Raw genomic sequence first — 13,587 nt, forward strand, 5'->3', positions numbered from 1 at the left:
ACCGTTCAAGTTGATAGTAATATATTTATTTCTTTAGACAAAAATGCAATGAAACATATATTGGAAAGTCATCATCCAAAGTACTTTAATCCAAATGTACGGAAAAACAAAAGCCAAAATACCTTATTTCCAAGCAGAATGACAGCCGAGGATGTTGAAGAGATACTAAACAAGATTATCAAGCAAGAAAAAGAAATTATTAGTCAAAATGCTAAAAAAAGATCACAATTTCAATTAGGTATAAATGAAGAAATAAGTATCGATGGGGTTAAATATGTAGTAGGTTTTGTAAGAGAAATTAATAATTCGAATGGAAGAATAATTCGTTTAGTTGGTCAATTATATCCAAAAGTAGAATAAAAATTATAATGATATCTTGGTATAAGGAGTTGGGTTTTATGTTCAAAGTCCGATCTTATATCTTTGTATCGGAAAACATCCCGGATCCAGATATATTAGAATCAAAAGGAATTATAGTAGTTCCTTCATTAAAGGAAAAAGCCATTGAGGTCACAAACACGGATTTGTTGAAGAAATTAGATCCTTATCTGGATCATCGTTATTTAGAGGGTTACATTGAATTAAGCTATTATGATGAACCTGTTCTATCAGAATATTATTCGGATTTAATTGATCAACTTTGGGATTATCTTCTCAATTTAACCTTAGAGGCTATTGAACATAAAGAAAGTACATATTACTTTCCGGATCAGCCGGTAAGAATGAATTTGAAAATATTGCATAAAGGGTTTGTTTTATTTTCAATTGAGGATAAAAATTGGTGTTTACCTAAAAAAGAATTTTTTCTCGCATTGGTTCAAGGTTGTACGGAATTTTATAAACAGATGATTTTAGGTTTATCTAAAGAAACAGTAACTCGCTATGCTTATGACAAAGGTTATGAACAAGCCGAAGAAGATCGCTCAGTCATCTTGGATTATTTAAAAAAGAATGTGTAGAAGTGAAGAAAGCAAACAATTCTCCTGTGATTCATTCCTAAGCAGCCTGTAATAGCGGGCTGCTTTTTGTATGTAACATTTTTATGCAGATAAAGGCTTTGTGAGTAAAATCAAGGTAGTACATGTTAGTACATGTTAGATAATAAGGAAGTTAAAGTAATATGGGAATTCCTGCATGTATTTTAATACCAAGGGTGGAATATACCCCTGAAAAATTTTTGGCTGATGCGGTTGTTTCTTCGTTTCGGGCCAATTTAGGCTTTTATTGCAGTAATACGAAGAGGTATAAATAAGGGTGATTAATTTATGGAAAAAGTATTTGAAGATTACTTTTCGGAGTTACAGGGTGAAATAGTGGCTATTTGTGCAGAGTATGCAGATAATAAAGCAGATGGGATTTATATTTACTGCTCTTATGAAGATAAAATGTATTCATTTAACGTGTTTTATAAAATGAACGGGAAGGTGGTTCATAAACACCGGTTAAACGAAACATTGGAAGAGGGACAACGTGAAAGGTTTGATGTTTCAAGAGAAAGACAAAGGAGTATGCTTAAAATCGGACTGGGTTATTTAGAGGAGATTCACAAGAAGTGTCAAGAATTTAACAGAGATATGCCAACTGAAATCAAAATTCATTATAATGCTAAAGAGAATAAACTTCGAGCAAGATATCAGTATGATCCAGTCTGGTCTGATACCAAAGAGCTAGCTCCACCAGATATTTTTATTTCTTGGTTTGAGGAAGTGAAGAAAGCAAATCAAAGGTGATTCTTTATTGAAGAAGGTTTGACTGTTTATGATCCTAAAATTTATCGGATATTCTATGGGGAAAAGAAGCCATGGCTGAAGGATTATCTAATAAAAGAATTAAAGGAAGAACAGTCGAAGGATATAGCAATAATGGAATGAAATTTGTTGGTTATCTTGATAATCAGGGGAAAATAAAAAATTTTTATCCAGTGTTTGTTGAGGAGTAATGAGAAATGTGCAATTTTGAAGAAGAAACTTATAAAGTCATGGAAACGATAGAAGAAAAAGAATTATGTATCAGCATTTTTTTAGTTTGGTTGGAAATTTTAATTTTGTGGATTGTTTAAACAACTTTAAAAACAAAAGAGGTTTTGGTATAGAAGAAGTGATGATTTTATTTCGGCAAAGTTTTGATGAATGGGAACGTTTCCGTTGTCAAGAAAATGAAGTGGCTCTGGTCATGTATTATCCGGCTGCTGAGGAAGATACCATCGGATACATGGACTTTAAGGAGTTTTATCCTTATGTGTATAAACGTGCACAAGAGTATATTTCAAGTCACCCGAAAAGAAAAGAAGAAGTGACCCGACTGTTAAAGGAAATCAAGGAAAGCTGGGGAATATAAGATTAAGCATAAGGTTGTCGAAGATGACAATGCCCCTTGGCTTTTTAAAATTGCTATAAAGAAAAATAAACAGAGCCCCCAACTGCATGTGCAGTGTTGGGGGGGTTTTGTTTGAACAAAAGTGAATTTGAATCCAAGGAGAAAATGAAGTAAAACCAAAAACAACTGGCGGAAAGGAAGCGATTTGCTTGAAAAACTGCCCCCCGTACAAAAAGTGTTAAAAAGTGTTTACTAAAGACTTTTGGAAACATGCCGCCAGTACTCTTTCCCGCAAATTAAACATCAATTGGAAGAACGCGGCAATTACCGCTTTGGGCGCTAAGAAGAGGGGGGAGATTACAATGGACAAATTCATCAAATCAAAAGAAGAATTAATAGTTACAGTTAGAAAGCTAATCAATGTAGAATTCTCTGAAGAAGAAGAGACTGAGATTTTGTCATTATTGGAAAAATCAGTACCTGATTTTAAAGAATTAATGAGGTTGATTTATTGGAGTGATAATAAACTTACTCCAGAAGAAATCGTTGAAAAGGTACTAAGATATCAGCCAATTATTATACCTCCGCCAAGTGATGATTAATAGTATTTGGATTTTGGAGTCATTTTGAGAGAATGACTCCTATTTTATGACCCTAAAATTTATTTGGTTGATCAAATGATTTAATTTGAAAAATAGGATATGCTGATTTAGCAAGAATGTCATGTCCAATCCCTTGTCATGAGCGGTTGGCCAAGTATAATGGGGGTCAGGTGATTATGATGTATGAGTATATGATTTTATGGTGTAGCTGACAAATCGTTGCGGGCAGTTAAAAACGATTTGGAAAAAGCCTTAAAAATTCAATTCGAGTATCGTGAAAGCAGTTATTGAGAGATGAGTACTATAAAGCGGAACTTGGGGAGGATCAAAATTTATTACAATTATGTGGATGAGGATTGGGAGGAAAGAAATTTCAGAGAATATTCCGTCTTGATCAGACTGAATAAACTGAAGAATCTTCCAGAGGTCATGAAAAAAATGAAGGAACATGTTCCTTATGCAAGACTCATCAGGAAGATTGAGCTGATTCCCCAGACCCGCAGAAAAGAATACTTGTTTATTTAAGAAAAGCCAATACTTATACTGGACAAAGAATATAAGAAATGATCGCGATGACAAGGAATTTAAGATCATTTGCTGTTGGGAAGAGAGATGGATCGTTATTTAAAGAAATAGTTCTTGGAAAATGAACAAGGTTTGGCTATACAAGAAAGAGGTTCATGAAAGATCAGGAGGGAAACAATGAACCGATTATTTCAATATTGGTTGATGGAAATGGGAGACAGGCTCGATGAATTGATTGAAGAAATGCCTGCACAATTGATGCTTGATTATAGTCCGGAATCACTACTTCGGTTAGAAGAGTGGATTTTAAAAACATATCCCACAGTGGGAGATATTCTGAAGGAAACTGAAAAAAGAAAGTTAGATTCTTTAGCACGATACGTAGGGCAAGTATATCGAAAAAATTTAAATGGCAAGTGGAAACTTTTTTTAGATGATCCGGATAATGTGTACTACGAATTACCGGTTATTCTGATTTCAGGATTGGATCCAATTTGCCCATTGACTGAGGTAACAGCCTGTGTAGATCGACGAAAAGGAGATTATATATATGGTTTATTTCAAAAAAAAGCAAAACGAATAAGTGATGGCATTAATTAAATTGGATAAGGAAAAGGGAATACACTGATCGAATCAGGCCGGTGAAAAAAAGTGATTGATCTTGGATTTTCTTAATGAGTGAGTTTGAAATGAATTCATCTTTAGCGGAGAAGATCACCAAATTAAATGAAGAAGGTGTCCATGAAGAAGAAATTGAAAGATTTTTGGATCAGCATTTAATAAAATACCCGGATGATGTGGAAGCATGGGTCCGGTTGGGTGTATTGGTTTTCGAGCCACCTATTGGGGATTTTGAGAAAAGCATCAATTGCTTAAGAAAGGCTGTCGAAGTGAAACCGGACTGTTTGGAAGCCCTTTTGATTTTGATGCGAATGCAGAATTACATTTATCGTGAGATTGACGAAGATCTATACAAATTACTTCATAAAAAATCAAAAAGAAAAAGCCAAATCACATTTTTTAAAAGGAATGTAAAAGAAAAAAAGAAGCCGGGATAAGTAAGGGTTTCGGAGATTTTTTATGGTAAAGAGGGACTGCGGGTGGGAAGTATAATTTCAAGTTTGCTTAGTGGTAATGATTGGTAGAAAGGATTGAGTTTGATGAAAATCAAGGTGCCGGATTTTTGCTACTTTTTTCAAGATGATGTGATATTTGAGACAAGTATAGGAAAAGGAAAAACCAAAAACATTAACATAGGAACATTAAACCTGCCTTCAGGTAAAATTGTTGCATGTGATCCTTTTTTACCCGACACAGATCCATTTGTTAAAGAAATTCCTTCAGGAAATTACCCTGTGATATTAAATATTGTTCATTATGTCGATGATGGTGACGAACGAATAGGAGCTGCAAAAATCAAATTCAAAAACAGCCGGGCCATTCGTTGGGAAATGGCATTATTAGATGGACAAGATTTAAGCAAATTGGAAGAAGATGAGATCTATGGGTATCCGGTGAATAGTGGCACGGGCAGTTTTGCAGACCAAGAAACTTTTCGAAAATATATTAGCATTTTGGATGGCAACCCGCAGTATGAAGATCTCCTTTTGGCAGAAATGGAGAAAAATTATGCACCTACAAGAGATTGGTGTAATTTTGAAATAGACTCATCGCTGAATATCATTGCTTTTAAAAGCGGATTGGGTGATGGGTTTTATCCTTCTTATTGGGGATATGATGAGAATAATGAGGTTTGCTGTTTGGTAACAGATTTTGGACTATTTGTAGATGAATAATAAAGGTAAATTCATTAATCCGAACTGCATAACGAAAAGCAGTTCGGATTTTTGTCACAAGGAGCGGAGCAGTGCATGAATGAAGATTTTGGCGGATTTTATCACTCTTGGTACGTAGAAAGAGCAGTCGTCCAATAACTATGAAGTGTACATATACAACTACAGAAGGAGAGGAAATTATCACTTTCATTCTAACGGAACATATAAGCTTACACCAAGTTACTTTGGACGGCAGGGAGAGGAAAGAGTGGTTGAAATCAAATATTGAATCATCGAAGACTTGGATGAACTGAAAGCGTTCGACCGATACCGCTTTGATGATTGGAGAAATCGAGGGATTCGATTGAACGATAAAGCTTATAATGACGAAACTTACCATGAAAACGAGCTTCGTTTGGGTGAAGAAGGATGGGAACTGATCAATGTCTGGTTTAGCTCCCGGCAATCAAGATAATCGTATTTCTCTGGATTTAGGCCGTTTTTTTAATTGGAGGGGAATTGAGTGAAACAATCAACACGTTTTGATGAAAAAGAATACATTTTAATTAGTTTAAAGCCACAGTTTTATGAACTGATTATGGCAGGGAAGAAAAAGCATGAATTCAGAAACCGGTTCCCAAACAAGAAAATAAATGCTTTTATTTATGTTACAAAGCCAATTGGTGCAATAAAAGCCTTGCTTGAGTTGGATGAACCCATCTGGGAGCCAAAAGATTTGGTCGGTCATGAAGGTGTTGGTGTCCAAGAATTTATTCATGGACAAAAACCGGGGAGAATGGCTCTGCCAATTAAAAATATACACCCGTTGAAGAAAGAGGTTGATTTGACAATTTTGAAGAATGAATTTAATACTTCTGCTCCGCAATCCTATATTTATCTGCATAAGAAACCTGAATTATTAAATTATCTTTTGTCGCTGGTTTAATGTTTTTTGTTTCTCACACAGCAAGGATGTGAAAAGCAGTGGTTGAAATTAAATATCGAATTATCGAAGACTTTGATGAACTGAAAACATTGGACCGATACCAATTTGATGACTGGGGAGAAATCGAAGGTTTTTTTATGATTCGGTTTAACGATAAAGCTTATAATGACGAAACTTACCATGAAAATGAACTTCGTCCTGGTGAAGAAGGATGGGATCTAATAACGATTTGGTTTTGTCATTTGTTGAAAGCTGTGCAACTCTTGGAAGGGCATGATTACGTGGCGGTGAGTGATATTGATGCATTGGAGGTATTCATCGAATTTAAAAGAGAAAAGCAAACGAACCATCTCTATGCAGGGGCCATTTTCGTTCCGTCAGAAAAACTATCTGATATTCGTGAAACGGTCGTCACCAAACCATTACCATATTATAAATATGAATTTATAAATGAAAAAATCACTTATGAAGAATTGAAAGAAGAAGCGATAAACAAATGCCAACAATATGTTCAGGAATTGGAACACATTAATCCGGAGCTGATATTGGCAGGGGAAGAGTGGGCCAATTTTATCCTGAAGAGTAGGTGGATTAATTGTTCTATGTAAATTCGTTGATTCTAAAGCCTGGAAAAGAGATCACTGATTTAAAACAGTTAAAGCAAAAGAGAAATGATTACTTTGTGGCAATCGGCAATGCGGATGAGTTAATCGGGATGAAAAGTGAGATCGATTTCCATTATATTCATGGCGCCATTGAATTGATTGATTTGGATTCGGATCAGATTTTGTTGGATGTGGATGCATGGGATTTGGTTGACCAATTGTGGGGGTATCTTCTCGATGTGATGGAACAGGTGGTAAAAACCGGGGAAGGAGAAACGTTATTTCCGGATCAACCCGTCAAGCTGTCCATTCAATCGATTTCAAAGGATTGGGTCCTTTACCGGTTGCAAGCCAATGACAAAGTGGAAGCTGTCTTGCCGAAAAAAGCTTTTTTGGAAGCATTGTTGGATGGGGCAGAGATGTTTTTTCAAACGATGACAGAATGTTTTAAGGAGCAATGTGATTATCAATACGAATTGAACCAAATTCATACTTTGCGAGGGATTTTGAATCAGTGAAGGGCGGGCAGTGCGCAAAAAGCACTGCTTCTTTTTACAGGTTGCCGGTAAGGAAATATTTTTGGATTCTATGACCTTAATGAGGTGAGTGAAGGTGAAAAAGAATATTCCATTGCAACCTCTCCCTTTACAAGCGTTAAACAGTTGGAAATGGGTTTTGCCAGTCAGTTTTATCTTGACATGGAGCAGTGGAGCAATTTTCGTCAAACTCGGTTTGGAGTATGCCAATCCTTTCACATTTGTGTTTCTTCGTTTTCTTTTATCAACGGCATTACTCTGGGGCATTTGTTTGATGAGCCGATTCATTTACCCGAAAACGATAAAAAGAATGGGGGTACATTATAGTTACGGGGCTTCTGTTGCAAGCCGGATACCAAATTTTTTATTTTTTTGCACTGGATCAACACATGTCTCCGGGAATGTTGGCAATTATTTTGGGTGCACAACCAATCATTACAGCTTTTTTGGGGGAAAACAAAACCAAGTGGTTTGGGCTTTTTTTAGGGTTAAGCGGATTGATTTTGGTTGTTTTTGATAATATCACAAAGCCAAACTTCACTTTATATGGCTTAATCAGCGCCATTTTGTGCTTGGTCTGTATCGCAACCGGTACATTTATGCAAAAGCAAATTCATATCAGTCAGCCGGTCAACATGGCCATTCAATATTCCGGAGGTATTTTGGTTGTTTCAATGTTTCTCCCGTTTTTTGGAGGATGGCATGTTCAATGGAACTCCACCTTTTTGATCAGTTTGTTTTGGATGGCGTTGGTGATCTCGGTTGGCGCTTCCATGATGATGTATTTTATGATCCAAAAAGGAAATCTGACAAATGTCACCAGCTTGTTGTATGCTGTCCCGCCGGTCACCGCACTGCTGGATTACATCATTTTTAAAAATCAACTGTCGTTTATGGCCGGTTTGGGAATGGTTTTTATTATTGCCGGTTTGTTTTTGATTAACCGGCAAGGAAAGATCATATGAGGGCAGTGCTGCTTTCGGACAGACTGCCCTGTATTGATGAGTTTAAAAAATGGTATGAACCAGCCCGCCGTCGATCCGGAGCGAAGCGACATTGATGGCCGAGGAACGGGGACTGCACAAAAATGCCACAAAAGAGGCAATTTCTTCCGGGCGGATCAGCCGTTGAATCAGGGAGCTCGGCCGGTGTTCGCCCATAAACCGACGTTCCGCTTCCTCCAAAGACATGGTTTCTCCTTGGTATAGCTTTTGGATGTGTTTTTCCACGCCTTCGGTCAGCGTGGATCCGGGCATGACTGTATTGACGGTCACGTTGGTTCCCCGGGTTAATTCCGCCAAGCTTCTGGAGATCGACAGTTGCATGGTTTTGGTTGCACTGTAATGGGCCATCTCCGGAGATGGCATGATGGCAGCTTCACTGGAAATAAAGAGGATTTTTCCTTCATTTCGCTCAAGCATTCCTTTGAGGTAATGGCGGGATAAACGAAGCCCGCTTAAAATATTGGTTTCAAACAGCTTTTGCCATTCTTCATCTCCGGTTTCAAAAAAATCAGCCGGCTCGAAGATTCCGAGGTTGTTGATCAAAATATCGACTTCCGGATGCTTTTGGATGATTTCGTTGCATCCGGCTTCAGAACTCAAATCGGCAACGGCCGGTTCCAGTGATGCTTCGGGATGGGAAGATTGGATCTCTTTGATGACTTGTTGCACTTTTTCTTCCCGGCGCCCGTTAATGAGGACGGTGGCCCCTTCTTGAGCAAGCAGTCGGGCGGTTGCTTTTCCGATTCCGGAAGTGGAACCGGTCACGAGCACTTTTTTTTCCTTTAAAAAGAGGTCCATGGATCATTCCCCTTTCTTGTTTGTGTTGTTCAGACGGCGGCCAAGTTGTCGAGCCGTGCAATATCTTCGCGGGTCAGTTTCCGTTGGCTCGAGGCAACATTTTGCAACACTTGTGCTTTGTTCTTGGCGCGGGTAATCACGGTGGTTACCGCCGGTTTGGCCAAAAGCCGGTTCACGGCGTGTGCCGTCGGTTTGTGGTACAGAGCAATAGTGCGAATTTTCCCTACTTTATCAGGCTTTTGTACAGGATGTTTTTCCGGCTGCCCAAGCTCCGAAGCGAATCACAGAAGCCTTTAAGTTACTGTTTCCCAGGCTTCTTTTTTGATCCTCTCCTTGATCTTGGCTGATGATAACGGCTTGGTCCGGATGCCGAATGTTCTCGGCCGCCTTGACACTTATTATGTAACTTATACTTATTTTTTGGAAGTGCGAACTTTTTAGTGATATCGATACTTCTCGGTAACACAGGCGTTTTTGGGTAACCGTATCAAACAGAAGTAGCATTGGCGATCCGAAGGGAGGAGGATCACTGTGAAAACGGAAGAGAAATCTTATAATATCCCGGTTGAGGCGCCCTTGAAAGTGGTCAGCGGAAAATGGAAAACCGTCATCCTTTGCCATTTGACCTGGGGACCGATGCGGACCAGCAATTGAAAAGAGCCATGCCGAAGATCTCGCAAAAAATGTTGACCCAACTACTGCGCGAATTGGAAAAGGACGGTGTGATCCACCGTATTGTTTATAACCAAGTGTCTCCGAAAGAGGTTTGTGAACTCAATGAATTCGGTTGGTCAATAAAGGCGGATTTGGACCAGATGTTTGTGCATAGGGTGGGAGAAGAATATATCAAGTGCAAAGCAAAGAAAAAAGTGGAGAAGTAAAAAGGGATTGAACGATGCATGGATCTGATCCATCCTTTGAATAAAAAAATAGGGGAGAAAGATTTCATGGAAAGTTGGGAGCGATGGGAGCCAATCCTCGGAATTCCGGCAAGGCTGTGCAATGATTCGTTTTTGGATCATCATGAAGGGGTTCTGTTGGAGTTTAGTGATGAAAACCATGAAAGAAAGGTGAGGGTTTGGTTTGAAAATGGTGTGCTGTCTTATCGGAACACAGACGAAGGATCGCTTTTGAAAACCTGGTATCAATTGGATGAACAATATCGCGATCCTTTTTACAGCCGATGGACGATGTTTAAAGTGAAGAATTCCGCCTATTTAACATGGTTTATTGAACAAAGTATAGGAATTTATGATCCGCGAGAGGTGGAGCATTATGTTTTTATCACTCCAAACGACGTGATTGAGGTTTTATCGGAATTTCCTCCAAAGGTTCAAGTCATGGCGTGTGACTCCAAGGCAGGTGAATAATGAAACAGGCCCCATGTGTAAAAGATGGGGTTTTGCTTTGTTTTTTCAGTGGTGCTTATTTACAAAAAGCGAAATACCATGATAATCTGAAATGTTTTTATAAATGAAACCGTGTACAATGGGAATAAAACCAAGGACAGACAAGGGGATGAACAGGAATGGAAGTCAGTGCTCTTGGAGCCATGATTGCACTTGTCATGTCAGTGATTTTGATCCTTCGGAAAGTGCCGCCCGCGTACGGGATGGTGGCCGGTGCGTTGGCCGGCGGATGGATTGGCGGGGCATCTCTCCCTGACACGGTTTCATTGATGATGGAAGGAGCTGAAGGAATGATTCCGGCAACACTCCGGATTTTGGCGGCGGGGGTTCTGGCCGGAGTTTTGATGGAGTCCGGAGCGGCAACGACCATTGCCGAAAAAACGGTGGATTGGATCGGGGAGAAAAGAGCGCTGTTGGCTCTGGCCATTGCAACCATGCTGCTCACTGCGGCTGGGGTGTTCATTGATGTGGCGGTGATCACTGTGGCACCGATTGCTCTTGCCATAGCCGGCCGGGTCGGCTTTTCCAAAACAGGCGTCCTGATTGCCATGATCGGCGGCGGGAAGGCAGGCAATCTGATGTCGCCCAATCCCAACTCGATCGCAGCAGCCGAAGCATTTGACGTTTCTTTAACCTCGGTGATGGCCGCCGGGGTGATTCCGGCTGTCTTTGGCATCCTGGTGACGTACATCACGGCATGTAAGATTTCCCGCAAGGGAAGTCCGGTGTCCTTCAACGGTCTTTCGGATCCGGCCCAAACCGGGCTTCCGAAGTTGCTTCCGGCAATCGTGGCACCGCTTACGGCCATAATCTTGCTCTCGTTGCGCCCGCTGGCCGGGATTGAAATGGATCCCATGGTTGCCTTGCCGGTTGGAGGAATCACCGGGGCTCTCATCATGGGGAAAGCCAAACAGATCAATCAGTATGCCATTGCCGGACTTGAAAAAATGTCCGGGGTGGCCATCATGCTGCTTGGTACCGGAACCTTGGCGGGGATTATTTCCAACTCTCATTTGTCGGATGTGATTATTCAGGCTTTGACGGCTGCCGGGCTCCCGGCCTTTTTATTGGCGCCGTTTTCCGGGGCATTCATGTCAGCGGCGACTGCATCGACCACAGCCGGTACGGTTGCAGCGGGCAGTGTGTTTGGCGGGATGATGATGGAAATGGGCGTGGCGGGACTGGCAGCTGCGGCGATGGTGCATGCCGGTGCGACCGTTTTTGACCATATGCCGCACGGAAGCTTTTTCCATGCCACCGGAGGCAGTGTGATGATGGGAATCAAGGAACGGATGAAATTGATCCCATACGAATCTCTCATCGGGCTTATGTTAACCATCGTTTCCACCTTGATCTTCGGCGTTTTCAAGATCTTTCCGTAATTTTTAAAAAGGAAGTGGAATCATGAAAATTGTCATCGCTCCCGACTCATTCAAAGAAAGCATGTCCGCCATGGAAGCGGCCTGTGCCATTGAAAAAGGCTTCCAAAAGGTGATGCCGGATGCCGAATATGTCAAAGTCCCCATGGCCGATGGAGGGGAAGGCACCGTCCGGTCTATGGTGGATGCAACCGGCGGGGAAATCCGAAAAGAAACGGTCACCGGGCCGTTGGGAACCGAAGTGGAGGCATTTTACGGGATCACCGGGGACAGAAAAATGGCCGTGATCGAAATGGCGGCGGCTTCCGGTATTCATCTGGTTCCGAAAGAGAAGCGAAACCCGCTTGTGACCACGACAAAAGGAACGGGGGAATTGATCCGGGCCGCATTGGACCAAGGGGTGAAACGGATTGTGATCGGCATCGGCGGCAGTGCGACCAATGACGGAGGGGCCGGCATGGCCCAAGCACTGGGAGCCAAATTGTTGGACAAGGACGGAAATCCGCTGGGATTTGGCGGCGGGGAACTAAGCAAGCTTGATTCAATTGATCTGAGTCAGCTGGACCCCCGGTTAAAAGAAGTGCACATTGAAGTTGCATGCGATGTGGATCATCCGTTGACCGGAGAGCGGGGAGCTTCCGCCGTGTTCGGGCCGCAAAAAGGAGCGACCCCGGAAATGGTGGCCATCCTGGATGCCAACTTGGCCCGTTATGCGCAAGTGGTAAAGGAAACACTGGGAATCGATGTTGACCCGATCCCCGGAGCGGGAGCCGCGGGGGGACTGGGCGCCGGACTGGTTGCTTTTTTGGGCACTTCGTTAAAGCGCGGGGTCGATGTGGTGGCTGAAGCGGTGCAACTGGATAAACACATGGTCCAAGCTTCCCTGGTCATCACCGGCGAAGGCAAAATCGATGGCCAAACCATCCATGGAAAAACCCCTGTCGGCGTTGCCAAACGAGCCAAAAAATACGGAATCCCCGTGATCGGTATTGCGGGAATGCTCGGGGAAAATTGTGATGCGGTGTACCGGCACGGGATCGATGCCCTTTTTTCCATTGTGCCGGGAACCGTATCGTTGGAAACGGCCCTTTTAAACGGGGAGAAGTACACTGAGCAATTGGCCGGGAACCTGGCCAGGTTAATCCGTTTGAAACAGATGGTTGATGGCACGGGGGCTGATTAAAAGTTTCCGTGCTTTTATTTTTTGGTGTAAATTGATTATTCCAAGTGATTAAGATGTTTACGTTCGGAAGTAAAATTTTTTTAGATATTTTTTAGAATATTGAAATTATCTTGAAAAAAGAACTTACATTCGGTATCCTTTTAATGCTATAAAAAAATTGAAGGGAACCAAAGATCAACAACGAAAAGGTTTCACGGGAGGTTTTGACAGCGTGAACAGGTTTTTGCGCTCGTTTTTTGTCCTTCTGATTCTGTTGGCCGGGTCATTCGCATTGGTTGGCGGCACGGGTTATGCCGAACCCGGGGGATTTGATGTTCCCAAGGTGAATGAAGATTTCGATCAGTTTGAACACACTCCCGCGCCGCAAAAGCAACAACCGATCCATAACACAGAAGTGCAGGCTGAAGAAAAAGGATTCTGGGACAAGACGACCGAATTTTTCAAAGACGGCTGGGAGTGGGTCAGCGAGAAAGGTTCAGAGTTCATCCATTGGACCAAGGAAAAAGTAG

18 protein-coding genes and 2 pseudogenes are annotated in these 13,587 nt (G+C 41.5%); 18 read left to right on the forward strand and 2 right to left on the reverse strand.

Translation table 11 applies throughout. The features are described from left to right. From ATH33_RS00120 to ATH33_RS00185, 13 genes and pseudogenes are all read left to right on the forward strand, one after another. Positions 1–360: pseudogene (locus ATH33_RS00120) on the forward strand (hypothetical protein); the annotation flags it as partial. 38 nt (positions 361–398) lie between these two features. After that, a complete protein-coding gene (locus ATH33_RS00125) occupies positions 399–959 on the forward strand; it encodes a hypothetical protein (RefSeq protein WP_121873907.1) in 561 nt (186 codons plus the stop codon). A gap of 306 nt (positions 960–1,265) precedes the next feature. Further along, entirely contained in the window at positions 1,266–1,730 is a 465-nt protein-coding gene (locus ATH33_RS00130) for a DUF600 domain-containing protein (protein ID WP_121873908.1), read from the forward strand. Between the two features lie 71 nt (positions 1,731–1,801). Next, positions 1,802–1,939, forward strand: coding sequence for an EndoU domain-containing protein (locus ATH33_RS00135; RefSeq protein ID WP_082813579.1), 138 nt, complete (start codon positions 1,802–1,804; stop codon positions 1,937–1,939). A 65-nt stretch (positions 1,940–2,004) separates the two neighbouring features. After that, positions 2,005–2,337 carry a ribonuclease toxin immunity protein CdiI gene (cdiI, locus tag ATH33_RS00140; protein ID WP_156473350.1) on the forward strand — a complete coding sequence of 111 codons (333 nt, stop codon included), beginning with the start codon at positions 2,005–2,007 and terminating at the stop codon, positions 2,335–2,337. A gap of 341 nt (positions 2,338–2,678) precedes the next feature. Further along, positions 2,679–2,918 (forward strand): bacteriocin immunity protein, encoded by a 240-nt coding sequence (locus tag ATH33_RS00145; protein ID WP_037996385.1) that lies wholly within the window; start codon positions 2,679–2,681, stop codon positions 2,916–2,918. Between the two features lie 702 nt (positions 2,919–3,620). Beyond that, entirely contained in the window at positions 3,621–4,043 is a 423-nt protein-coding gene (locus ATH33_RS00155; RefSeq protein ID WP_121873911.1) for a hypothetical protein, read from the forward strand. Between the two features lie 89 nt (positions 4,044–4,132). Further along, on the forward strand, positions 4,133–4,501 hold the full coding sequence (locus ATH33_RS00160; RefSeq protein WP_138615188.1) for a tetratricopeptide repeat protein: 369 nt from the start codon (positions 4,133–4,135) through the stop codon (positions 4,499–4,501). 102 nt (positions 4,502–4,603) lie between these two features. Next, a complete protein-coding gene (locus tag ATH33_RS00165; protein WP_121873913.1) occupies positions 4,604–5,239 on the forward strand; it encodes a DUF4241 domain-containing protein in 636 nt (211 codons plus the stop codon). Between the two features lie 502 nt (positions 5,240–5,741). Next, positions 5,742–6,164 carry a hypothetical protein gene (locus ATH33_RS00170; RefSeq protein ID WP_037996393.1) on the forward strand — a complete coding sequence of 141 codons (423 nt, stop codon included), beginning with the start codon at positions 5,742–5,744 and terminating at the stop codon, positions 6,162–6,164. Positions 6,165–6,202: 38 nt separating this feature from the next. Beyond that, complete coding sequence (locus ATH33_RS00175) at positions 6,203–6,772, forward strand: hypothetical protein (protein WP_037996395.1); 570 nt, start codon at positions 6,203–6,205, stop codon at positions 6,770–6,772. After that, entirely contained in the window at positions 6,760–7,287 is a 528-nt protein-coding gene (locus tag ATH33_RS00180; RefSeq protein ID WP_121873914.1) for a hypothetical protein, read from the forward strand. Before ATH33_RS00175 ends, ATH33_RS00180 begins: the two co-directional genes overlap by 13 nt. 359 nt (positions 7,288–7,646) lie before the next feature. Then, positions 7,647–8,270: a DMT family transporter gene (locus ATH33_RS00185; RefSeq protein WP_121873915.1), complete on the forward strand. Its 624-nt coding sequence runs from the start codon at positions 7,647–7,649 to the stop codon at positions 8,268–8,270. 42 nt (positions 8,271–8,312) lie between these two features. Here the strand turns inward: ATH33_RS00185 and ATH33_RS00190 are convergent, their stop codons facing one another. Together ATH33_RS00190 and ATH33_RS13450 are read right to left on the reverse strand one after the other, a co-directional pair. Beyond that, positions 8,313–9,107: an SDR family NAD(P)-dependent oxidoreductase gene (locus tag ATH33_RS00190; protein WP_121873916.1), complete on the reverse strand. Its 795-nt coding sequence runs from the start codon at positions 9,105–9,107 to the stop codon at positions 8,313–8,315. 29 nt (positions 9,108–9,136) lie between these two features. Further along, positions 9,137–9,283 carry a hypothetical protein gene (locus tag ATH33_RS13450; RefSeq protein WP_156473352.1) on the reverse strand — a complete coding sequence of 49 codons (147 nt, stop codon included), beginning with the start codon at positions 9,281–9,283 and terminating at the stop codon, positions 9,137–9,139. Between the two features lie 355 nt (positions 9,284–9,638). Here ATH33_RS13450 and ATH33_RS00195 point away from each other — a divergent pair. The 5 genes and pseudogenes from ATH33_RS00195 to ATH33_RS00215 form a co-directional block, all read left to right on the forward strand. Then, positions 9,639–9,988, forward strand: a pseudogene (locus tag ATH33_RS00195) (winged helix-turn-helix transcriptional regulator). Between the two features lie 66 nt (positions 9,989–10,054). Next, on the forward strand, positions 10,055–10,477 hold the full coding sequence (locus ATH33_RS00200; RefSeq protein WP_037996486.1) for a hypothetical protein: 423 nt from the start codon (positions 10,055–10,057) through the stop codon (positions 10,475–10,477). Positions 10,478–10,635: 158 nt separating this feature from the next. Beyond that, a complete protein-coding gene (locus ATH33_RS00205; RefSeq protein ID WP_037996400.1) occupies positions 10,636–11,898 on the forward strand; it encodes a GntP family permease in 1,263 nt (420 codons plus the stop codon). Between the two features lie 22 nt (positions 11,899–11,920). After that, positions 11,921–13,078 (forward strand): glycerate kinase, encoded by a 1,158-nt coding sequence (locus ATH33_RS00210; protein WP_121873917.1) that lies wholly within the window; start codon positions 11,921–11,923, stop codon positions 13,076–13,078. Positions 13,079–13,289: 211 nt separating this feature from the next. Then, positions 13,290–13,587 (forward strand): SurA N-terminal domain-containing protein (locus tag ATH33_RS00215; protein ID WP_211330145.1); only part of this gene is annotated, 298 nt, incomplete at its 3' end.

The sequence above is a fragment of the Thermoactinomyces vulgaris genome (genome assembly GCF_003688725.1).
Lineage (GTDB): Bacteria > Bacillota > Bacilli > Thermoactinomycetales > Thermoactinomycetaceae > Thermoactinomyces > Thermoactinomyces vulgaris.

Bases quoted from the DNA above. Each gene is read 5' to 3' on its own strand.
- ATH33_RS00125 (WP_121873907.1), top strand. From the start codon at position 399: ATGTTCAAAGTCCGATCTTATATCTTTGTATCGGAAAACATCCCGGAT.
- ATH33_RS00130 (WP_121873908.1), top strand. From the start codon at position 1,266: ATGGAAAAAGTATTTGAAGATTACTTTTCGGAGTTACAGGGTGAAATA.
- ATH33_RS00135 (WP_082813579.1), top strand. From the start codon at position 1,802: ATGGCTGAAGGATTATCTAATAAAAGAATTAAAGGAAGAACAGTCGAA.
- cdiI (WP_156473350.1), top strand. From the start codon at position 2,005: ATGTATCAGCATTTTTTTAGTTTGGTTGGAAATTTTAATTTTGTGGAT.
- ATH33_RS00145 (WP_037996385.1), top strand. From the start codon at position 2,679: ATGGACAAATTCATCAAATCAAAAGAAGAATTAATAGTTACAGTTAGA.
- ATH33_RS00155 (WP_121873911.1), top strand. From the start codon at position 3,621: ATGAACCGATTATTTCAATATTGGTTGATGGAAATGGGAGACAGGCTC.
- ATH33_RS00160 (WP_138615188.1), top strand. From the start codon at position 4,133: ATGAATTCATCTTTAGCGGAGAAGATCACCAAATTAAATGAAGAAGGT.
- ATH33_RS00165 (WP_121873913.1), top strand. From the start codon at position 4,604: ATGAAAATCAAGGTGCCGGATTTTTGCTACTTTTTTCAAGATGATGTG.
- ATH33_RS00190 (WP_121873916.1), bottom strand. From the start codon at position 9,107: ATGGACCTCTTTTTAAAGGAAAAAAAAGTGCTCGTGACCGGTTCCACT.
- ATH33_RS00200 (WP_037996486.1), top strand. From the start codon at position 10,055: ATGGAAAGTTGGGAGCGATGGGAGCCAATCCTCGGAATTCCGGCAAGG.
- ATH33_RS00205 (WP_037996400.1), top strand. From the start codon at position 10,636: ATGGAAGTCAGTGCTCTTGGAGCCATGATTGCACTTGTCATGTCAGTG.
- ATH33_RS00210 (WP_121873917.1), top strand. From the start codon at position 11,921: ATGAAAATTGTCATCGCTCCCGACTCATTCAAAGAAAGCATGTCCGCC.